This is a genomic window from Streptomyces sulfonofaciens, from assembly GCF_014656295.1.
GTDB classification, from domain to species: Bacteria; Actinomycetota; Actinomycetes; order Streptomycetales; family Streptomycetaceae; genus Streptomyces; species Streptomyces sulfonofaciens.
The window spans coordinates 147,171-167,939 of the sequence record NZ_BNCD01000015.1; the positions used below are offsets into that span (position 1 = coordinate 147,171).

Genomic DNA, 20,769 nt, shown 5'->3' on the forward strand with positions numbered 1-20,769 from the left:
CATGGACATCAAGCTCTCGCAGTGTTTCATCGCCGTGGACGACCATGACGCGGCGCTCGCCTTCTACCGGGACGCGCTCGGCCTGGAGGTACGCAACGACGTCGGGTTCGAGGGGATGCGCTGGGTGACCGTCGGAGCGCCGTCCCAGCCGGACGTGAGCATCGTCCTGGAGCCGCCGGCCGCCAATCCGGACGCCTCGGCGGCCGACAAGCAGGCCATGGCCGAACTGCTGGCCAAGGGCGTACTGCGGGGGGTCATCTTCCACACCGACGACTGCGACGCCACGTTCGAGCGGATCCGCGCAGCGGGCGCCGAAGTGGTGCAGGAGCCGATCGACCAGCCCTACGGCGTCCGCGACTGCGCCTTCCGGGACCCCTCCGGAAACCTCCTCCGCTTCACCCAACCCGCCACGGGACGGTGACCGCGGGGCCCGGGCGGACACACTGACGGGTCCGTTGGGCGGGGTAGTGGCAAAGGGGAAGGACGTGAGAGGGGCAGGGGAAGAGGGGGGCAGGGGGAGAGGGTGGCGAGAAGGGGCAGGGCGTGAAGAGGGGCAGAGGGTAAGGGCCGGCAGGGTGAGAAGCCGGCTGGGTAGGGGCCGGGGCAGGAGCCGGCCGGGGCGGGCGCAGCCGCCGGTGCCTGGCCCGGCGGGCGCGCGGCGGCGCGCACGCGCCGTTCAGCCCGAAGCAGCCGCGGTCGCACCGGCACCGCGGAGGGCCAGGAGCCCCGCCGTGTGGCCGGGGGTGCGGCACTGCGCGTCGGCCGGACGGGTGAGGGACACTGTCCGTATGTGCCGAAGCATCAAGACGCTGCGTCCGCCCGCGCTCCCGGAACAGGCCACGGAGGACGAGATCAGGGCCGCCGCGCTGCAGTACGTGCGCAAGGTCTCCGGGTTCCGCGCCCCGGCCGCGCACAACCGTGAGGTGTTCGACCGTGCCGTCGACACCGTGGCCAGGGCCACCGCCGATCTGCTCGCCGGCCTGGAAGTGCGTGGCAGCAGGACCGTGGACGCCACTGCCCAGCACGGTGGCCGGCCGTAAAAGGTTGCGCGCCGACGGCGCGTGGATGCACGTGCTGGGCTTTCGGGCCTTCGGCTCGTGGACGGCCCGCTTCGACCTTCCGGGCTTCCGACCTTCCAGGCTTCCCGGCCTTCGGCTCGTGGACGGGCCGGCTCCGACCTTCCGGGCTTTCGGCTCGCGGCTTTCCGGCTCCTGGGGTTCCGCCGTTCCGCCCGGGCCCTCCGCCCGGGCCCTCCGCCCGGGCCCTGCGCTCACGCCTTCCGGCTGCGGACTGCGGGCTCCCGGCTTTCGACTCCCGGCTTTCGACCCCCGTTCGGCTCCCGGCTTTCCGCGCAGACCCTTCGCCCAGGCCCGGCTGCGGCCCAGCGGCATCGGCCTTCCGGCCCGTCCTCCGGCTCCAGCCGTCCGGCTCCGCCCCGCAACCCGGTCCTTCGGCCCCCGGCCTTCCTGAGCGGCCGTGGACGGTGGACGGACCTCCGCCACCACCCCCGCGCCGCCCCCCCCGCGGCCCCACGACGCTCGTCCCTCACACCACCGGCTCGCCCATCGCGGCGCCCCCCATCTCCGGCGAAGGCCGGCGCATGACGAACGCCGCCCCGGCGCCGGCCGCGAACAGCGCCAGGACCGAGACGCCCGTGGCCACCCAGGTGGCGCCCAGCCACTGACCGCCGAAGTAGCCGAGGCCGACGCTGTAGCCCGCCCAGGCCACGCCCGCAAGGGCGGACCAGGGCAGGAACTCGCGCACCCTGCGGTGCGCGGCACCGGCGCCGAGCGAGACCACCGAGCGGCCCGCCGGTGCGAACCGGGCTATCACCACGAGGATGCCGCCGCCACGGGAGAGCGCCGAGCCGAGACGCTCCTGTGCCGCGGTCAGCCGTCGGGAGCGGGCGATCGTGCGGGCCATGCGCTCGCCGCCCTGCCAGGCCAGTCCGTACGCGACGAGGTCGCCGAGCACCGAGGCGGTGGCCGCGGACAGGATCAGGAACAGGATGTCGGGCACATTGTGCGGCACTTCTCCGGTGGTGGCCCCGGAACCCGCGGCAGCCGCCGTGGCCGCGGTGATCACCAGGACCCCGCTGGGCAGCACGGGCAGGAACACGTCGAAGAGCACGGAGAGGGCCACCGCCGCATAGATCCACGGACTGCCGGTCAGCGACCCCAGACTCTCCAGCACTCGAACTCCCCCCCGTCCGCATGGCACGCCGCCTCGTCGCGCGAAGCGGCATGGTGCGGCGTGGTGACAGCCATACAGCGTACGCGGCCGCTGTGCGCACCGGTCCCTCCTGGGCCGGCGTTGATCGTCATATCACCAGAACCACACCGGAACGCCACGTTCACCCGTTTGCCGCGTCTGATTCGGCGCCGACCTCCGCAGTCGCGTAGCAATTCCTCATACGACGCGACCGGATGGACGACGACAGGGTCGCGCCCCGAGGCGAGGAGCGGAACGGCAATGATGGCAGGAATGCTTGCCGGCGCCATGGCGACGGCCGTGCTGGCGGCCGTCGGTGGCGGGCCGGCCGGTGGAGAGGGCGGTGGGACGGGTGGAGGAGACTCCTTCGAGCTGCGGACGGTGGCACACTTCTCGCCGCCGTCCGCGACGGTCCCGTCGCACGCCCTGACCTACGACAAGGATCTGGTGCCTCCGGGCGCCCGGATCGAGGTCCAGCAGAACAGCGACAGGAGGGGGACGACGGTCAGCCTGCACGTGTCGGGGGTGCGGCCGGGCTACGCGTTCGGCGCGCACGTGCACACCAAGCCGTGTGCGAAGGACCCGGCCGCGGCCGGCGGTCACTACCAGAACCGTGTCGACCCGGTGCAGCCGTCGACCGATCCGGAGTACGTCAATCCGCAGAATGAGGTGTGGCTTGATTTCACCTCTGACGCACACGGTGCGGGTGAGGCGCGTGCCCATCACACCTGGGGCTTCCGCAGCGGCCAGGCCCGTTCGGTCGTCCTGCACGACGAACCGGGCAGCAAAGGGGCCCGGGTCGCCTGTCTGACCGTGCCCTTCGGGGCGGTGGGCGGAGGCTGACGACCGAGCGGCCGCCGGGCTCCGGCGGCGGGCGCGCGCTCGGGGCGCGGCATGCCGACCCGCAGGGGTCTTCGGGGGTCCGGAACCGCCGCGTACCAGCGAAGGCGCCCATCCCCGTCCGGGGGTGGGCGCCTTCGCCGTGTGGGCGGCCCGGGACCGGCGCCGGCCCCGGTCCCGGGCCACCGGTCAGGCCGTGACCGGCTCCTGCTCGGCCGCGGACATCTGCTCGCCGGTCCCGCCGCGAGCCGTGAACAACCGGTCCACCCCGAAGGCTCCTGAACCGGTGAAGACCAGCAGGAGCATGGCCCAGCAGAACATGGCCGCCGGCTCGCCACCGTTCTGGATCGGCAGCAGCGCGTGCGGCTGGTGGACCTTGAAGTACGCGAAGGCCATCGAGCCCGACGAGATGAGCGCCGCGGGCCGGGTGTACAGGCCGACCAGCACGAGGAGGCCGCCCACCAGTTGGATCACGGCGGCGTACCAGCCGGGCCAGGCGCCGGCGGGCTGGCTCTGCCCGCCGAAGGCGCCGAACAGGGTGCTGGCGCCGTGGCAGGCGAAGAGCAGGGCGACGACGATGCGGAACAGCCCGATCGCGTACGGGCGCGTGCTGTCGAGGCGTCCGGACATGGGTGGGGGACTCCTTCGGTCTGGGGACGGCGGATCAGCGGCGGAACCACGTGAGTGCTGAGAGGTTAGGTGTACCTAACTAGTACTTGCAAGTTCAACATTAGCCATTCTCGGACGGCCCTTCCGGCACCGTCCGCAGCCTGCGCACCCGCCGTCCGCCGCCGCTCCCGAAACATGTGGCGGGCGGCGGCGGGGCGCGTGTACGGGTTCATACGCGCCTGGGCGGGCGTCTGTTCAAAGGGCGACGGGTGATCTGGGAGTGGGCGTGCGAGCGGAGCCCGCGAAGAGTGAAGAGTGGGGAGGGCCGCGAAGGGGCGCGAGCCGGTCGCGATGGGTGGGGAGGGTCGTGATGGGTGGCGGAGAGCCCGCGAGGCGGTGGACGGGGGCGGTGAAGGCGGGGCCGGTGAAGGCGGGGCCGGGTCCATCGGGCAGTGCGGCAGGGCGCGCGGAAGGGGAGGTCGGGCGCGTGGTGCGGCCGGGGCGCCGATGCGGTGTGCGGGGCGGGCGGCCCGGCGAGGGGTGTCGCGCGGCGTGCGTGTGCCGGACCCCGGCGGGCGCGCCGACCACGACCACGGCCACGACCACGACCGTGGCCGTGGCCGTGGCCGTGCGGTGAAACCGCCCGCCCGGCGAAGGGGGCGGTCCGCGGACGCCGACGAGCCGCCGGCCGGCCGTCGGATCCGGTCGCATGCCCGGATCCGGCGGCCGCCGACGGCTCGTGGAGGACGTGACGGCCGTTCAGGCGCCGTCTGCCGTCTGCCTTGTCGTCTGCGGTCGTCTGCGGTCGTCTGCCGTGTCGTCTGACGTGCCGTCCGCCGTGCCGCCTGACGTGCCGTCCGCCGTGCCGTCTGCTGTGCTGTCCTCCTCTGCCGTGTTGTCCTCCGCGGCAGTCGAACGGCTCTGCGTGCGGCGCCGAGGCGGTCGTCAGTGCGGGTCAGTGCGGGTCAGTGCGGCCGTCGGCCCGGGCGGCAGGGCGTGCCGTGGGGTGGGCCCGGGGCGGACCCGGCGGGCCTGTGCGGCGCGTACCGCAGAACAATCGATTCAGCACTCGCCGTTGAGCACCGACTGCAGGGCGGTCTTCTCGGCGGAGTCGACCGTCAGGTCGTAGTAGTGCTTCACCTGGATCCACATACGGGCGTACATGCAGTGGTACGCGGCCCGCGGCGGCAGCCACTCGGCCGGGTCCTGGTCGCTCTTGGACTGGTTGACGTTGTCGGTGACGGCGATCAACTGGGGGCGGGTCAGGTCGTTGGCGAAGGACTGCCGCTGGGCGGTGGTCCAACCGCTGGCGCCCGAGGTCCATGCCTCGGCGAGCGGCACGATGTGGTCGATGTCCACGTCGCTCGCGGCGGTCCAGGTCGCACCGTCGTACTCGGAGTACCAGCTACCGGAGGTCGGGTAGCAGTCGGAACCCTGCTGGATGTTGGTGCCGTCGCGCTTGAGGACCACCTCGCGGGTGTCGCAGGTGCCGGACTGGGTGATCCAGTGCGGGAACTTGTCCCGGCTGTAACCCGTCATGGAGCCCTCCGTGGACACGGTGAGCTCGGAGAGGTACGTGTGGGCGGTCGACACGGCGATCGGGGTGGGGGGAGATGCCTGGGCGGGAGGTCCGCTCAGCAGGGCGCAGGCGGATATGGAGGCGACCAGCGCGCCGAGCATGCTCAGCCGGCGGCGGAGCCCGCCGCGTCGACGCGCGTAGACATCGGACATGTGAAACTCCCTGTGTGGGGGTTGGGACCGGAGGGGCCCGGTCATGGTGGCGCCCTGGGGTTTCCGGAAGGCAGGCGTCAGGTAACAGAGTTGCGTCATGGGCACGTCACATCAAGACATCTGTCGCACTCATGTCCCCAACTGGTGTGCGAGAGGAGGGGGATTGCGGCATATGCCGCCTCCGGGCCTGTGCCCGTTCCCGCCTCCGGACCTGCGGCCCGTTCCCGCCTCGGGGCCTGTGCCCGCGCCCGTGCTCGCGCCCGGGCCTGTGCCTGTGCTCGCGCCCGCCTCCGGGTCCGTGGTCCGCGCGTCGCGTAGCATGGCCGGAGCAGAAGGGGAGTAGCTCTTCGCCGGACCGTCGACATACTGCTCAGCTCGTCTGAGCCGGCGCCCGGAGGCGGACCGGTCCACGGTCGGCCAGCGAGACCTTCGGCAAGCAGTGCACCGTACACGGCCGTGTACGGCAAGTGCGCTGCCGTGCCGGGGTGTCGGACAGGAGCGCGCACTCTCGGCGGGGCAGCCCCGACCGATTGAGGAACCTTGTTCAGCATCAGCGTGACGGCACTGGTCTTCGGTGTCGTCTTCCTCGCCGAACTGCCCGACAAGACCGCGCTGGCGGGTCTCGTCCTCGGTACGCGGTACCGCGCGTCCTACGTCTTCGCCGGTGTGGCCGCCGCCTTCGCCGTGCACGTGGCGCTGGCCGTCGCGGCGGGCAGCGTGCTGACGCTGCTCCCCGACCGTGTGGTGCACGCCGTGACGGGCGCGCTCTTCCTCGGCGGCGCCGCCATGCTCTTCCTCCAGAAGGGCGAGGAGGCGGAAGGCGAGATCCGCAAACCGCGTGACCAGGGTTTCTGGCGGGTGGCCGGTGCGGGGTTCGGGCTCATCCTCGTGGCGGAGTTCGGTGACCTCACCCAGATCATGACCGCGAACCTCGCGGCCCGCTACGGCCAGCCCGTGTCGGTCGCCATCGGGGCCGTCCTGGCGTTGTGGGCGGTCGCCGGGCTCGGCATCGTCGGCGGCAGGGCCCTGATGAAGCGGGTGCCGCTGCGGCTGATCACCAGGGTGGCGGCCCTGGTGATGGCGGCACTCGGGGTGTGGAGCCTCTACGAGGCGGCGGTGGCCTGAACGGCGAGCCCGGAGCGCGCATCCCCGGAGCGCGCGTCCCCGGAGCGCGCGTCCGCGGTGCCAGGGCGAAAGTGCGCCCTCGGTGGCAAAGGTGGAAGCGCGCCCCTGGCGCCGGGGCACAAGCGTGCGCCTCCGGCGTCGTCAGGGCGGACGGCCGCAGGTCGGTGCGCGCGCCGTGCGCCGTGCCCCCGCCCCGCGCGGGTACGAACCGTGTCGAGCGCAGGGGAGCGCCGTGTCCACCATGTGAGCGCGACGGGTAGCGGGGATGGCCGCCGTTTTGTATGTTGTGGAAACAAAGTGACCCGTCCGCTGCCTGACCGGCGGGCGGGACACTTTGGCCTTCGGGGCCCGCCCGTCCCGGACGATCCTCGTGTTACGGAGCCTGCCGATGTCGGCCACCCGTCCCACCCCTCTGACCGCCCGTGCCCTCCTGCTCGACATGGACGGCACCCTGGTGAACTCGAACGCCGTGGTCGAGCGTTGCTGGCGCCGCTGGTCCGAGCGGCACGGCCTGGACGCCGACGAGGTCATGAGGGTCGTGCACGGCCGCCAGGGCCATGCGTCCATGGCGATCCTGCTGCCGCACCGCACGGCGGCGGAGAACCTCGCGGACAACGCCCTGCTGCTCGCGGAGGAGACCGCCGACACCGAGGGCGTCGTGCAAATCCCCGGCGCCGGTGCGTTCCTGGAGTCCCTCGCCCATCTGCCGCACGCGCTGGTGACCTCCGCGGACGAGGCCCTGGCCACCGCCCGTATGGGCGCGGCGGGGCTTGCGATGCCCGCCTTGCGGATCACCGCGGAGAGCGTGGGCGCCAGCAAGCCCGACCCGGAGGGGTTCCTCAAGGGAGCCGCGGAGCTGGGCATCGAGCCGGCCGACTGCATCGCCTTCGAGGACTCCGAAGCCGGCATCGCGGCCGCCCGCGCCGCCGGGATGCGGGTCGTGGGCGTCGGCACGCGCGCCGGCGCGTACGGGCCCACGGCCTTGGTCCGCGACCTCACCGAGGTGCGGGTCGAGGCCGTGGGCGGCGAGATCCTGCTGCACGTGGGCTGAGCCCGCGCACGCCCCGGGACGGGACGCCTAGGGCTCCGAGGTCTCGGACTCCAGGCTCTTGCGGGTGGCCGGGCCGTAGACGCCGTGTTCGTCGCCGTCGATCCCGCGGGTGTCCTGGTAGTGGCCGACCGCCTTCTCGAGGTCCTTGCTGTAGACGCCGTCCGCCCTGCTCAGGTACAGCAGGAGCTGCCGCAGCCGCCGCTGCAGCTCCTCCACCTCCGGACCCTGGTCGCCGGGGCGCAATATCACGGGCCCCGAGTCCACCGGCGGAGACGGGGACGTGGAGCCGCTGGGCGGCGGGGGAGCGCCGGGGGCGCTGGGCGGGGGTACGGGGGCCGTCGCGGCGGCGGAACCAGGCGGCGACGCCGACGGTGACGGACCCCTGCCGGCCGAGGTGGCCTGCGGCTGCCCGGGGGCGGCGGGTGCGCCGCCCCAGGCGGAACCGGTCGTCGCGGGCTCCGTGGCCGTGCTGTCCGGCGCGCTCGACGCGCTCTCGGTGCTCGGCAACGCTGCGTCCCGCGACGGCTTCTGATCCGAGAACGACCCGCTCGTGAGCAGGACCACGCACGCGACGACCGCGGCACCGGCCACGGCCAGGACGGCCATGCGGCGGCGGTTGCGCGGGTGCCCGGGCCCGCCGGGGCCTGCCAGGGCGTCCTGGTCCTCCTCGCCGCCCGGGCGGCCCGGGCCGCCGGGACCGTCCGGGGTCTTCGGTGAACCCGGCACGCGCATGGTGTCCGCACCGCTCCACGGGCCCGGGCCGTCGTTCCACGGGCCCGGACCGTCGTTCCACGCGCCCGGACCGCCGGGAGCGGCCGGCGTGCGTACGGTGTCCGTGCCGCCGGTGCCGCCGGTGCCGCCGGTGCCGCCCGCGGCGCTCGTGGTGCCCGTGTCCGCCCTGTGGCCTGTGGCCGCCGTGCTGACTGTGCCCGCCGTGGCGCCCGTGCCGCCCACCATGGCGCGGGTGCGGCCCCGGTCCCTCCGGCCGGCGTGCCGTGCGGGTGCGCTGCCCGGTCCGGGCACGGCCGCGTCCAGGGTGCGGCCGGATCCGGCGGCCTTCTCCGTATCGTCCGGGAACGCGGTGGTGTGCGGTGCACCGGAGGTGTCCGCGGGGGCGTGGGCGGGCGGTGCGGCAGCGCCCGTGCGCTCGGGGTCGGGTACGCCCGCCGAGCCCGCCGCCCGGTCCCGGCCCCCGGAACCCTCGGCGGTGTCCTCGCGTGGTCCCCAGATGTCCTCGATGCTCCAGCCCAGCGGACCGTTCGGGCCCAGGAGCGCGTAGGTGTCCAGGGCGTCCCCGTCCGGGCCCTCCCGGTCAGGCGTTTCCACCGCCGAACCCGCCTCCGTGGCCGAACCCGCCTCCGCTGCGGCGTCGGGGTCCCGCAGCGAGACATAGGGCCGCAGGCGCGGTGGCTCGAACTCGTCCGTCCTCGTGTGGACGCCGTCCACCTCCGCACGGCGGCGGTCCGCCCCCGCAGGGGCACCGTCCGCAGGGGAAGCGGCACCCCTCCGCAGCCGGTCCGGCGTCTGCCGCACCGAGCCGTCGACGGCCGGAGCCGGGAACTGGTCGGCGCACGGACATGCCGGTGCGCCTGTGGGGGTGTGCTCTGTTCCGCAATGTGGACAGTGCTGTGCGGTCACCGTGGGGGGCCCTCTCCTGAAACCTGCACCGAGAGATTATGCAGACCGTATACGGCCCGGCTGCCGGCGGGCACAGGCGCCCTTAGGACTCAACCGGCCATAACGGGTTACTCCGGCAATGTGAAGGGCCGAAATTTCGCCGCCGAGGTCGCGGGAGGTGCCCATGCCCCGCCATGCGGACGGCTCGTCCTGGAATGCGGACGGGCCGTCACACTCCCGGCCGAGCGGATCCCGCGACGCCGCGGCGGCCGCGCACGGGCCCGCACGCGGCACGGGCGGCACGAGCCACACGGGTGACACAGATGACACGCGTGACACGGGCGACACCGGCGCAACGGGTGACTCCTCAGACGCCGGCACAACGGGAGGCACCCAAGACACCCGCGGTACCGGAGATCCCTCCGGTACAGAAGACACCACCTCCACCAGAGCCGCGAAAGCCGCCAGAGACACCGCAGCCACCGCAGCCACCGGAGCCCCCGGAGGAACCGGCAGCTCCGCCATGCCCACCCGTACCGCGGGCCTCGTCACCGGAGCGGCGAGGACGGCGGGGACGAGCCCGTCGAGGCCCGCCGGCCCGGGGTCCTGGCCTCCATCGGCGCCCTGCTGATGGGCCTGCTGCTCGCGGCCCTCGACCAGACCATCGTGGCGACCGCACTGCCCACCATCGTCAGCGACCTCGGCGGACTCGAACATCTGTCCTGGGTGGTGACCGCCTACCTGCTCGCGTCGACCGCGGCCACCCCGCTCTGGGGCAAGCTCGGCGACCAGTACGGCCGCAAGCGGCTCTTCCAGGCCGCGATCGTCATCTTCCTCATCGGGTCCGTGCTGTGCGGCGTGGCGCGGAACATGCCCGAACTGATCGTCTTCCGCGCGGTCCAGGGGCTGGGCGGCGGAGGTCTGATCGTGCTGTCGATGGCGATCGTCGGCGATCTGGTGGCCCCCCGCGAACGCGGCCGCTACCAGGGGCTCTTCGGCGCGGTCTTCGGCACCACCAGCGTGCTCGGACCGCTGCTCGGCGGTGTGTTCACCCAGCACCTGAGCTGGCGCTGGGTCTTCTACGTCAACGTGCCGGTCGGCATCGTCGCACTCGTCGTCATCGCCACCACGCTGCACACCCCCGCGCGCACCCGGCGGCACACGATCGACTACCCGGGCACGGCGCTGATCGCCTCCGTCGCGACCTGCCTGGTGCTCGTCGCCTCGCTCGGCGGCACCACGTGGCCCTGGGACTCCCCGCAGATCATCGGCCTCGCGGTGCTCGGCGCCGCGCTCGCCGTGCTGTTCGTGGTGGTGGAGCGCAGGGCCGCGGAACCGGTGCTGCCGCCGAAGCTGTTCCGCATCCGCACCTTCACCCTGGCCGCCGTGATCAGCTTCGTGGTGGGGTTCGCGATGTTCGGCGCGATGACCTACCTGCCGACGTTCCTCCAGGTCGTCCAGGGCATCTCGCCGACCCTGTCGGGCGTGCACATGCTGCCGATGGTGTTCGGGCTGATGCTGTCCTCCACGGTCTCCGGTCAGATCGTCAGCCGCACCGGACGCTGGAAGGTCTTCCCGGTCACGGGCACCGCCGTCACCACCGCCGGGCTGCTGCTCCTGCACCGGCTCGACGAGTTCAGCGGCACCGCCGTACTCAGCCTCACCTTCTTCGTGTTCGGCCTGGGCCTGGGCCTGGTCATGCAGGTGATGGTGCTGATCGTGCAGAACTCCGTCGGGTACGAGGATTTGGGCGTGGCCACCTCGGGCGCCACGTTCTTCCGCTCCATCGGCGCGTCCTTCGGCGTGGCGATCTTCGGTACCGTCTTCACGAGCCGGCTCGGTTCCCAGCTCGCCTCCGCGCTCGCCGGGCGTCCGCTGCCGTCGGGGGTGAGCGCGGGGGCGCTGGAGGCGGACCCGCGCGGCATCCGGCTGCTGCCGCCGGCCCTGCGGCCACCGGTGGTGCACGCGTACGCGTCCGCGATCACCGATGTCTTCCTCTACGCCTCGCCCGTCGCGCTGCTCGCCTTCGTCCTCGCGTGCTTCCTGCGCGAGGACCGGCTGCGGGCGTCCGTGCGGGCGCCCGACGGCAGCGAGACGGTGGCCAGCAACCCGGTGGAGCGCTCCTCCCACGACGAGGCGGCGCGGGCACTGTCGCTGCTGGGCACCAGGGAGGGACGCCGGCAGATCTACGCCCGGATCACCGAGCGGGCCGGCTACGACCTGCTGCCCGCCTCGTCGTGGCTGCTGCTGCGCATCCGGCGGTACGGCTCCGCGGACCCCGCCGTGCTGGCCGCCCGCCGTACCGTGCCGCTGTCCGTGCTTACCGCCGCGGCACGACAGGTGGAAGGGCGGGGGCTGGCGGTGCGCAAGGGGCTGGCGCTGGTCCTGACGCGGCATGGACAGGAGGTCACGGAGCGGCTGGAGGAGGCACGCGAGGGGTGCTTCGCGGAGCTGCTGGGGGACTGGTGGCGGGCCGGCCGCTCGGCCGACCTCAACGAGCTGGTGCGGGAGCTGAGCAAGGAGATGTGCGGGTCCGACCGGGAGCGGCCGCGCGATCCGACGCCGCGCGAGGAGCGGCGGGGAGTGGGCTGAGAGCGCACGGGGTCGCGCCCGCCCCGCTCCCGCGCCTCGCCCTCTCGCGCCCCGCCCCGCGCCCGCTCCTAGCCCCGCTCCCGCGCCTCGCCCCGTGCCGGGTCCTGCGGCGTGGGTCCTGTGGGCCCGTGGGGCGTGCGGGGCGCCCGGTGTCCGCGCGGGGGCCGGGCCGACCGCGCACCCGCGCCGGCGGCGCGCACGCCCGCGCAAGCAGGGACGCGGCTCCGGGATCAGAGGGCCGCCGGGGGCCGCAGGTCCTTGGCGAGCCAGTGGTCGGCGTACGGCTCGGTGTTGTGGGGCGGGGTCTCCCGGTAGCCGTACCGGGCGTAGAGGGCCCTGGCCTCGGTGAGGTCATGACGGGTGTCCAGGACCAGACGGCCGGCGCCCAGCTCCCGGGCCGCCTCCTCGGCCGCGGCCAGGAGGGCCGCTCCTCCGCCGCGTCCGCGCAGCTCCTTGCGCACGAAGACCCGCTTGAGCTCGGCCGTGGCCGCGTCGAGCAGGCGTACGCCCGCCGTGCCCGCGGGCGCGCCGCCGTACCGGGCCACCAGGAGGAGGCCGGTGGGCGGCAGCAGGCCGTCGCCGTCGTTCGCCGCGATCTCACGGGCCAGTTCCTCCCGCGGTGTGCCGCGGCCCTCGTGCAGCAGGTACCAGCGGTCGCTGACCTCGGTGTAGTAGGCCCGCCACAGGGCCGCTGCGGCCTCGGCACCCGGCGGCTCGGCGGCGATCACCCAGGGGGCGCAGGCGCTCTGGCCCCTGTGCGTCACGCGCGGTGCCCCCCTCGCCGGTGGACGGGGGGCCGCAGGGTGAGGTGCACGGTGCCGGACGCGCCGCTCACCCGGCCGGCCTCCCAGTCCACGTGCTCGGCGCCGATGTGCTCGAAGAGGCGGGTGCCGGAGCCGAGCAGCACGGGCACGATGTGCAGCCGCAGTTCGTCCAGCAGTCCGGCCCTGATCGCCTGCTGGATCACGTCGGCGCCGCCGGTGAGCGAGACGTCCTGCATGCCCGCCGCGTCCCTGGCGCGAGCGAGAGCGTTCTCCAGGCCGTCCGCGACGAACAGGAAGGTTGTGCCGCCGGCCCGTACGTCGGGCTCCCTCGGGGTGTGGGTGAGCACGAACACCGGCTTGCGGAACGGCGGCCGGGGACCCCAGGCGGCGCTGCCCGACAGGTACATCCCGTAGCCCATGAGGAACGCGCCGGCCCGTTCGAAGGACTCCTCCAGCGCATCGGACTCCGGTCCCACGGCGCCGCCGGGCAGTCCGTGCCGCCGGCGCCAGCTCGCCAGCCCGTACACCCACTGGTGCAGGCGTTCGCCGCCGACGCCCAGCGGATGCTCGGCGCCCGCGTCCGGTCCTGTGATGAAACCGTCGAGCGACATCGAGACATCGGCGAAGAGGTGATCCATTACTGGGCGCTTTCCCTCGGTTCCAGGCGGTGCCGGGTCGGCATCCGCCCCTGCGGCCGCGGACGGGGACCGGAGCCCTCGTCATCCGGCGCGGTCGGCCGCGGCCGGCGGCGTGTGCGGTGCATGGACGCGCGGTGCGCGGGCGTGCGGGGCGTGCGGCACGGTGCGGGGGCGTGGCCGCGGGTCCGGGCGCGCCCGCAGCCTGGCGTGCACCGGCGGACGTCAGCCGGGGTGCAGATCGCGCCACTCTCGGGCGACGGCCTCGACGTCGTACGGCTTCTTGCCCAGCGGCGGGCCGGGCGGCGGCTTCAGCATCGCCTCCCTGATCCGCGCGTTCACGGCGGTGACGATGCGCCGGGCGGCGGCCTCGGACGGGGCGCGGCGCGCGGCTTCGAGGGCGTCCTCGGCCTCCTTGCGCAGGGCGAGGGTCGGCGGCAGGACGGACAGGCCCTCCTGGGCCATCTTCTGCTTCACCCACCACAGCTCGTCGTAGGTGCGGTCGGTGCCGCGGGGCAGGGGCCTGCCCGCACCGGACAGGCCGGAGAACGCGCCGCGTTCCTCCGCCTCACGGATCTGCTTGTCGATCCACGACTCGAAGCTGACGCCTGGGGGCTTGCGCTCCGTCATGCCTCCCATTGTCGCAGAGCAGGCGGGCCGTACGGGGCGTGGGACCGCCGGCCGGGGAGTGCGCTTTCCGCGCCCCCCGCTCGAACGGGCGCCGCCGGGCGCGGCGCGCGGGAAGGGTGCGCGGGAAGGGCGCGCGGGAGGGGCTGTGTCCTGTGTCACGTGTCGCTGCCCAGGAGGGCTTTCCGCGCGCGCCGGGGCGCGGCCGCGACCTATCATGCGGCGGCGCGGTGCCGCGCCCGGCGGGCCCGCGACGCCGGCCGGGCCGCCCGCATCACCCGGCGAACGGTAAGGAGCACAAGTGCTGGAGCTCACGATGGCCTCGGTGGCGGAGGCTGAGGAAGGCGCGACGGCAGGCATGCTGATGGCCGACGCGCCGAGCGAACCCGGCGCCGTGCTGTGCGTGGGCCGCGACCGGAACGTCTGCCGCCTGGCGCCGCCCGACGGATGGCTGTTCGTCTCCCGCGTCCACCTGGAGTTCCGCTGCGGTCCCGACGGGCTCTGGACGGTCACCTGGCTGCACGGCTCGCAGGCCGAGCCGTCGTCGGACGTGCAGGTGGTGGCGGACGGCGCCGCGCAGGCCATGCCGTACGGGGGCTACTGGCGGATACCGGCGGGCGGGTCCGGCGAGGTGGTCATCCACGACCGGCTGGCGGCACGCTCGGTGAACGTGGGCTTCTACCACGAGCCGTGAGGCGCCCGCCCGAGCACCGACCGGCGGCCGCCGCGGCCGGTCAGGAGCCGGCGGCGGGACACGGCGGCGGGGTGCGCGGCGGCCATACGGCGGGGCGGTGCGGCGCGGTGCCGCGGCGGTGCGTTGCGGGGCCCGTGGCCGGTCAGGCCAGCACCCGGGCCAGCGAGAACCCGTCGTGCCCCTTGCTGCCCACGGTCTGCACGGCCGTCGCGGTCAGCTTCGGGTGGTCGGCCGTCATCTGCAGGAAGCGCCGCACGCCCTGGACGGCCTCGTCGTCGCTGTCGGCCTCGACGACACCGCCGCCGCGGACCACGTTGTCGCCGATGATCAGGCTGCCGGGGCGGGTCAGGCGCAGCGCCCACTCCAGGTACCGCGGGTAGTTCCCCTTGTCGGCGTCGATGAAGACCAGGTCGAAGGGGTCCGCACCCTCGTCGGCGAGGGCGGCGAGGGAGTCCAGCGCGGGACCGGTGCGCACGTCGGTGACCTTGTCGAGGCCGGCCCTGGCCAGGTTGGCGCGGGCCACCTCCGCGTGCCGCGGCTCGTACTCCAGGGTGATCAGACGGCCGCCGGGCGGGAGGGCGCGGGCCAGCCAGATGGTGCTGTAGCCGCCCAGCGTGCCGAGCTCCAGGATCCGCCGGGCGCCCTGGGTCAGGGCGAGCAGGTGGAGGAGCTTGCCCTGGTTCGGGGCGACGGCGATGTCCGGCAGGCCGGCCGCGGCGCTCTCCCGCAGTGCGGCTTCGAGGATCTCGTCGCGGGGGGCGAGGAGGGCGGTCAGGTACTCGTCGACGCCGGTCCACAACTGCTGCTCGCCCATGTGCCTCTTCCGTCCGTCCGGTGCGCCCGCGCTCACTTTGGGTAGTCTAACGGGCACGGAGGCGCGGGCTGAGTGCGCGCCGGCCGCCGCGCCGGCCGCCGCGCAGGCGAGCGGCGGCGGCAGCGGGCGGCTCGGCGGCGGGGGCGGAGCCCGGCAGGGGCCGGCCCGCCGACTCCGGCATCAGCCACACCGCGACCGCGCCGACGACGGCCGCGGCCATCAGGTAGTAGGCGGGCAGCACGGCGTTCCCGGTCATCCCGATCAGCGCCGTCACCACCAGCGGCGTCGTCCCGCCGAAGAGGGACACGGAGACGTTGAAGCCGATCGAGAGCGAGCCGTAGCGGACCCGGGTGGGAAAGAGCGCCGGCAGCGCGGTCGGCATCGATGCCGTGAAGCAGACCAGCAGCATGCCCAGGGCCCCCGTGCCGAGCGCGATCGCGAGCAGGCCGCCGTGCCGGATCAGCAGCAGCGCCGGCACCGACAGGGCGAGGAGGCCCGCGCAGCCGGCGGCGATCACCGGTCGACGGCCCACCCGGTCGGTGAGCGCTCCCGCGAACGGCTGGACGGCCATCATCAGCGCCATCACCCCCAGTACGACCAGCAGCCCCTGCGTCGCGCCGTAGTGCAGTTCGCCGGTGAGGCAGCTCGGCATGTACGACAGCAGCAGGTAGTCCGAGACGTTGTACACCAGCACCAGGCCCACGCAGAGCAGCAGCGCGCGCCACTGGCCCGTGACCGTCTCGCGCAGCCGCACCCGCGGCCGCCGTCCGGGCCGCCCGGCCCCGGCCTGGGCCGTGAAGGCGGGTGTCTCCTCCAGGCGCAGCCGCAGGTACAGGCCGACCAGGCCGACCAGGCCGATCGGCCCGGCGACCAGGAACGGCACCCGCCAGCCCCAGGCCGTCAGGTCCCCGGCTGGCAGCAGCACCGTCAGCAGCGTCACCAGGCCCGCACCTGCGAGATAACCGGCCAGTGTGCCGAACTCCAGCCAACTGCCGAAGAAGCCCCGCCTGCGGTCCGGCGCGTACTCGGCGATGAAGGTCGACGCGCCCGCGTACTCCCCGCCCGTCGAGAAGCCCTGGACGAGCCGGGCCGCCAGCAGCAGCACCGGCGCACCCGTGCCGAGCACCGCGTACGGCGGGAGCAGGCCGATCGCGAACGTGCCGGCCGCCGTGGTGATCATGGTGATGGCCAGCACCTTCCGCCTGCCGACCCGGTCGCCGAGCGGCCCGAAGACCAGACCGCCGAGCGGACGCACGAGGAAGGCTGCCGCGAACGCGCCGAAGGTGGACAGCAACTGCGCGGTCGGACTGCCGGACGGGAAGAAGACCTTGCCCAGCGTGACGGCGAGGTAGCCGTACACCCCGAAGTCGAATCACTCCATGGCGTTGCCGAGCGCCACCGCCTTGACCGCGCGCCTGACCAGCGCGGGGTCGGTGACGGTGGCGCCGGGGTGGGAGCCGGGCACCGGGGCGGACACGGCCGGTACCCGGAAGGCGGCACGGGGGGCGGTCGGCACGGTTCTGCTCGCCTGCCTCTCGGTCGACGACAAGGACGGTGGCGCCGGTGCCGCCCGCGCGGGCGGCGCGGCTGCCGGGGCGCGGTGCCGGCGGTGGCGCCGCAGCGAACGGGCCGCCCCTGCGGGCGGCCCCATGACGACCGTACGGGCGCAGCGGGGGTCTCGCGGACAGTGCGGACGGTGCACGCCGGATGGCGCTGTGCGCTCATCCGGCCGCTGTCCAGCCCGGACGGGGCCCCGGCAGGCCGCGGCCGCGGGTGGTGGCTGTGATCCATGTCGCGAAGGACGCGGAACGGCGGGCGGCACCCCCGGAGCGAGTCGTCCGCCGCGGAGCGCGCGACGGCACAGCGCCGTCCACGGGCCAGAATGCGCCCCCCGGTCCGGAAACAGATCCCCACCCCTGGAAAACAGAGGAGGAAACGGACCGGAAACGGGGAGGATACGTAATCGTCCGCGGGGGTACCCGGGCATTCCATGGGCGTCCGTCCGCCGCGGCACACGACCAGTGACGCGAAGGGGGCCGCCGGCCATCGACATCCGGTCAAAGACGGACGCGGACACCAGATATGGCGGAGGTGGACCGCGTCTCACCCACAGGTACGAGTGCCGGGCTCATAGAGTCGGTACCACACCGGTACACCACCGGTGCGAGCCGTGTACGAGGGATGAACGCGACGGGAGGGCCGACGGGGCGTGGCGAATGTGGAACACACCAGACCAGGACGGGTCTTGGGGCCAGGAGCCGGCAGTACCGCACAGGTGCGACTCGGCATGGTCCGGGTGGGCCTGTGGCTGATCGCCGCCGTGCTCGTCGTACGGCAGGTGGTCGCGGTCCAACTCCAGCCGCCCGGTGAGCGCCTGACCGACCTGGAGACCTGGATCGGCCCCGAGGGCGTGCTGCACGTGAACGGCTCGCTCTACGACGCGGACCAGTTCACCGGCACCCCCTTCGCCGGCCTGGTGCTCAAGCCGCTGTCGGCGTCCGCGGAGAACGCGCTCGGCCTGGCCTGGACGTTCGGCACCCTGCTGCTGGTCGTACTGCTGGGCACCGTTGCCGCACGCGCGCTGCCGCACCCCGTCTCACGCCGCACCTCGCTGCTGGCCGCGCCCGTCGCGATCTGCCTGCTGATGTTGTCGCTGCCGGTCCGCAACGCCCTCTACCTGGGCCAGACCAGCATCATCCCGGTCCTGCTCGTCCTGCTGGGCTGCTTCACGGTGCGCGGGCAGCGCGCCGGCGGACTGCTGATCGGCACGGCCGCCGCGCTCCAGCCCGCGGTACTGCTCTTCACGGTGCTGCTGTGGTGCACGAAACGGCGCAGGGCCGCGGTCTCCACCGGCGCCACCTTCGCCGCCTGCACCGCACTCGCGTGGGCCGCGATGCCCCGTGACTCGTGGACGTACTGGGTGCACCACCTCGCGGGCGTGGGCCTCGGCGCGAGTCCGGACAGCCTCGGCAACCAGTCCTTGCACGGCGCCCTGCTGCGGCTCGGCTGCACCGGCCCGCTGGAGGTGGCGCTGTTCCTGACCCTGGGCGCGCTGGTGGTCTGCCTCGCCCTGCCCCGCGCCGTCCGCTACGCGCGCGACGGGCAGTTGCTGCTCGCGGTGGCGGTGACCGGCTGCGTCGCCGTCGCCGTCTCCCCGACGACCTGGCAGCACCAGTTGCTGTGGGTGCTGCTCGCGCTCACCGGCCGGGTCGGCAGGCGCACCGCGGACCGCTACCTGTGGCCGGTCGCCGTCGTCCTGGTGATGACGCTGCCCGCCCACATGCTGCTGCCGAACAAGTCGTTCCTGTTCCCCCTGCGCGACAACGCGGTGCTGATCGCCGCGCTCGCCGCGGCCTGCGCGGTGCCCTTCCTGTCCCGCACCTCGCCCTACTTCCAGACGCCCGTCCCCACCGAGTACGCGCCCGCGGTGCGCTCCCGCTGGCGGCACGTGCCGCTGCTGCCGTTCTGGCGCCGTGTCGTCACCCGCCCCAACCTGCTCCTGGAGCTGCTGCTCATCCGCGTCTGCTACTCGTGCTACGACTACGTGCGCGAGGCGGCCCGCGGCGGCAGGGCCGCCGCCGAGCGGCACGGCCTGTGGGTGCACTCCGCGGAGCGGGCCCTCGGCATCGACATCGAGCACTGGGCCAACCACACGGTCGTCGGCGTGCCGTGGGCACGCGGCTTCTTCGACTTCTACTACGAGTCGTTCCACTTCGGCGTGCCGCTCACCGTGCTCGGCGTGCTCTACGTGCGCCGCCCCGTCGACTTCCGGTGGGCCCGCACCAGCCTCGGTCTGGCCACACTGCTGGCGCTGCTCGGCTTCTGGCTCTTCCCGCTCGCGCCGCCGCGCCTGATGCCGACGCTCGGGTTCGTGGACACCGTGCACGGCGTCCAGGACTTCTCCAAGCCGGACTACGGCGTGCTGACCGCGGTCACCAACCAGTACGCGGCGATGCCCTCGCTGCACTTCGGCTGGGCGCTGTGGTGCGGCATCATGATCGCGATCATGGCGCCCAGGTGGTGGATGAAGGCCCTCGGCGCGCTGCACCCGCTGTTCACCGTCTGCTCGATCGTCGTCACGGGCAACCACTGGGTCCTGGACGCGGTGGGCGGTGCGCTGGTGGTCGGCACGGGCTTCGGGCTGACGTACCTGCTGTCCGGGCCGAGGAGCACGCACCCCGTCGAGGGGGCAGCCGGCCGGGCCCGGGGAGCCGGGGGAGTCCTGGCAGCCGCGGGCGTCGGGGGAGCCACGGAGGCCGCGGGCACTTCGGACACCGTCCGGGGGCCCGCCACGCGACCAGCCGGGGCCCCGGTCCCGGAGGGCCCCGCCACGGCGGTGCAGGCCGCGCCGGCTCCTGCCCCGGAGGCTGTCGGGGAACCGGCGGCGAACCCGCCCGCCCCGCCCGCCCGGGCCGCCCCGGCTGAGGGTTCCGTCACATCCGCCCGGACACCGTCGGCACCAGAGCCCCGGTCATCGCCGCCGCGATGAGCAGCGGCAGCCACAGGTCGTGATGGAGCACCAGCCAGCCGCCGAGCAGCGCACCGGCCAGCAGCGCGAGTACCGAGCCGAGGCGCCGTACCGGCCGTACGCTCCGGCCGCCGCCGAGCGGCGAGTCGGCGGCGAGGCCGGTGAGCGTCATGGTCAGCACCGTCGTCGTCATGTCGGCCACGCCCAGCCTGCGGACGGTCGTGTTGCGCACGCCCATGGCGAGCGCGGTCACCGCGACGAGGGCGTACTCGGTGCCCTCCGACGAGTCGGGCGCCAGGGCCGAGACGGCGGAGGCGGCACCCAGCAGGGCCGCCTCCGCGGTGAAGGCCACCCGCAGCCAGGTGCGCCGGGCCCGCCCCGCGAACAACTGGCCCGCCCACCCGCCGGCCGCCGAGCCGGCCAGGAACGCGGCGAGCGAGACCAGCGCGTGGGCCGCGGAGAACTCGGCGGCACCGGCCGCCGCGAAACCGAGCACCGCCACGTTGCCGGTCATGTTGGCGGTGAAGACGTGACCGAGCGCCAGATAGCTGACCGCGTCGATGATGCCGCTGACGACGGTCAGGGCCAGCAGCACCGGTAGCAGCCGCGGGCCCCGTGCGCCGGGGCCGTCGTGCGGTGCTGACCCGCTCCCGCCCGGCCGCCGGCCGTGCGGTTCGGGCTCCTCGTCCGGCGCGGACGTGGGCATGCGGCAGCCTCCGGGTCGGGGACGGGCCGCCCGCCATGGTGCCCACGGCGGCGACCGGGCCGTCATCAAACGCGCGCAACGCAGGCTACGCGCACCGCGGACGGCGGGGCACGTGGGGCGGCAGGGCACGTGGACGGCGGCGGTGCGGACGACGGACACGCGGACGACGGACCGGGGGGCGAGGGACGACGGACCGGGACGACGGACCGGGGGACTGGGGGGACGACGACCGCGGACGCGACGGACCGCGGACGCGACGGGGCGTGGGCACACGGTGCCGGTGCC

General features: G+C 74.1%; 19 protein-coding genes. 8 read left to right on the forward strand and 11 right to left on the reverse strand.

The features are described 5' to 3' along the window. Position 1 precedes the first annotated feature (1 nt). Together IE313_RS23655 and IE313_RS23660 are read left to right on the forward strand one after the other, a co-directional pair. Positions 2 to 421: a VOC family protein gene (locus IE313_RS23655; protein WP_189935538.1), complete on the forward strand. Its 420-nt coding sequence runs from the start codon at positions 2 to 4 to the stop codon at positions 419 to 421. Between the two features lie 367 nt (positions 422 to 788). Then, the gene (locus IE313_RS23660) at positions 789 to 1,040 is read left to right on the forward strand and encodes a DUF2277 domain-containing protein (RefSeq protein WP_189935540.1); all 252 of its coding nucleotides are present in this window, start codon (positions 789 to 791) and stop codon (positions 1,038 to 1,040) included. A 505-nt stretch (positions 1,041 to 1,545) separates the two neighbouring features. On the opposite strand, the gene IE313_RS23665 is transcribed toward IE313_RS23660, so the two are convergent. Next, positions 1,546 to 2,193 carry a DedA family protein gene (locus tag IE313_RS23665; RefSeq protein ID WP_189935542.1) on the reverse strand — a complete coding sequence of 216 codons (648 nt, stop codon included), beginning with the start codon at positions 2,191 to 2,193 and terminating at the stop codon, positions 1,546 to 1,548. 279 nt (positions 2,194 to 2,472) lie between these two features. Between IE313_RS23665 and IE313_RS23670 the strand changes: the two genes are divergently transcribed. After that, the gene (locus IE313_RS23670) at positions 2,473 to 3,054 is read left to right on the forward strand and encodes a superoxide dismutase family protein (protein ID WP_189935544.1); all 582 of its coding nucleotides are present in this window, start codon (positions 2,473 to 2,475) and stop codon (positions 3,052 to 3,054) included. Between the two features lie 186 nt (positions 3,055 to 3,240). Here the strand turns inward: IE313_RS23670 and IE313_RS23675 are convergent, their stop codons facing one another. Further along, positions 3,241 to 3,681 carry a DoxX family protein gene (locus tag IE313_RS23675; protein WP_189935546.1) on the reverse strand — a complete coding sequence of 147 codons (441 nt, stop codon included), beginning with the start codon at positions 3,679 to 3,681 and terminating at the stop codon, positions 3,241 to 3,243. A gap of 1,041 nt (positions 3,682 to 4,722) precedes the next feature. Beyond that, positions 4,723 to 5,391, reverse strand: a complete 669-nt coding sequence (locus IE313_RS23680; RefSeq protein ID WP_189935548.1) for an HNH endonuclease family protein — start codon at positions 5,389 to 5,391, stop codon at positions 4,723 to 4,725. Positions 5,392 to 5,931: 540 nt separating this feature from the next. Here IE313_RS23680 and IE313_RS23685 point away from each other — a divergent pair. After that, positions 5,932 to 6,516 carry a TMEM165/GDT1 family protein gene (locus IE313_RS23685; RefSeq protein WP_189935550.1) on the forward strand — a complete coding sequence of 195 codons (585 nt, stop codon included), beginning with the start codon at positions 5,932 to 5,934 and terminating at the stop codon, positions 6,514 to 6,516. 388 nt (positions 6,517 to 6,904) lie between these two features. Then, positions 6,905 to 7,567: an HAD-IA family hydrolase gene (locus IE313_RS23690; RefSeq protein WP_189935552.1), complete on the forward strand. Its 663-nt coding sequence runs from the start codon at positions 6,905 to 6,907 to the stop codon at positions 7,565 to 7,567. Between the two features lie 27 nt (positions 7,568 to 7,594). Here IE313_RS23690 and IE313_RS23695 read toward each other — a convergent pair whose 3' ends face one another. Next, positions 7,595 to 9,013 (reverse strand): peptidoglycan-binding protein, encoded by a 1,419-nt coding sequence (locus tag IE313_RS23695; protein ID WP_189935554.1) that lies wholly within the window; start codon positions 9,011 to 9,013, stop codon positions 7,595 to 7,597. A gap of 801 nt (positions 9,014 to 9,814) precedes the next feature. On the opposite strand from IE313_RS23695, the gene IE313_RS23700 reads away from it, so the two are divergent. Next, positions 9,815 to 11,776, forward strand: coding sequence for an MFS transporter (locus IE313_RS23700; protein ID WP_189935556.1), 1,962 nt, complete (start codon positions 9,815 to 9,817; stop codon positions 11,774 to 11,776). A 230-nt stretch (positions 11,777 to 12,006) separates the two neighbouring features. Here the strand turns inward: IE313_RS23700 and IE313_RS23705 are convergent, their stop codons facing one another. The 3 genes from IE313_RS23705 to IE313_RS23715 all read right to left on the reverse strand — a co-directional run bounded on the left by IE313_RS23705 (position 12,007) and on the right by IE313_RS23715 (position 13,805). After that, complete coding sequence (locus tag IE313_RS23705) at positions 12,007 to 12,540, reverse strand: GNAT family N-acetyltransferase (protein WP_189935558.1); 534 nt, start codon at positions 12,538 to 12,540, stop codon at positions 12,007 to 12,009. Further along, positions 12,537 to 13,178 (reverse strand): dihydrofolate reductase family protein, encoded by a 642-nt coding sequence (locus tag IE313_RS23710; RefSeq protein ID WP_189935560.1) that lies wholly within the window; start codon positions 13,176 to 13,178, stop codon positions 12,537 to 12,539. Before IE313_RS23710 ends, IE313_RS23705 begins: the two co-directional genes overlap by 4 nt. Positions 13,179 to 13,400: 222 nt before the next feature. Continuing rightward, positions 13,401 to 13,805, reverse strand: a complete 405-nt coding sequence (locus IE313_RS23715) for a DnaJ family domain-containing protein (protein WP_189935562.1) — start codon at positions 13,803 to 13,805, stop codon at positions 13,401 to 13,403. Between the two features lie 298 nt (positions 13,806 to 14,103). Between IE313_RS23715 and IE313_RS23720 the strand changes: the two genes are divergently transcribed. Continuing rightward, entirely contained in the window at positions 14,104 to 14,496 is a 393-nt protein-coding gene (locus IE313_RS23720) for an FHA domain-containing protein (protein WP_189935564.1), read from the forward strand. 142 nt (positions 14,497 to 14,638) lie between these two features. Here IE313_RS23720 and IE313_RS23725 read toward each other — a convergent pair whose 3' ends face one another. The 3 genes from IE313_RS23725 to IE313_RS35415 are packed head-to-tail and all read right to left on the reverse strand — an operon-like array spanning position 14,639 to position 16,826. Continuing rightward, positions 14,639 to 15,310, reverse strand: coding sequence for an O-methyltransferase (locus IE313_RS23725; RefSeq protein ID WP_189935677.1), 672 nt, complete (start codon positions 15,308 to 15,310; stop codon positions 14,639 to 14,641). A 46-nt stretch (positions 15,311 to 15,356) separates the two neighbouring features. After that, on the reverse strand, positions 15,357 to 16,670 hold the full coding sequence (locus IE313_RS23730; RefSeq protein ID WP_229924881.1) for an MFS transporter: 1,314 nt from the start codon (positions 16,668 to 16,670) through the stop codon (positions 15,357 to 15,359). A gap of 12 nt (positions 16,671 to 16,682) precedes the next feature. Further along, entirely contained in the window at positions 16,683 to 16,826 is a 144-nt protein-coding gene (locus IE313_RS35415) for a hypothetical protein (protein ID WP_229924882.1), read from the reverse strand. Between the two features lie 693 nt (positions 16,827 to 17,519). Between IE313_RS35415 and IE313_RS23735 the strand changes: the two genes are divergently transcribed. After that, positions 17,520 to 19,799, forward strand: a complete 2,280-nt coding sequence (locus IE313_RS23735) for a bifunctional glycosyltransferase 87/phosphatase PAP2 family protein (RefSeq protein ID WP_373317047.1) — start codon at positions 17,520 to 17,522, stop codon at positions 19,797 to 19,799. Here the strand turns inward: IE313_RS23735 and IE313_RS23740 are convergent. Further along, positions 19,744 to 20,484, reverse strand: a complete 741-nt coding sequence (locus tag IE313_RS23740) for a YoaK family protein (RefSeq protein ID WP_189935567.1) — start codon at positions 20,482 to 20,484, stop codon at positions 19,744 to 19,746. The two genes, IE313_RS23735 and IE313_RS23740, sit on opposite strands and share 56 nt — an antisense overlap. Positions 20,485 to 20,769 lie beyond the last annotated feature (285 nt).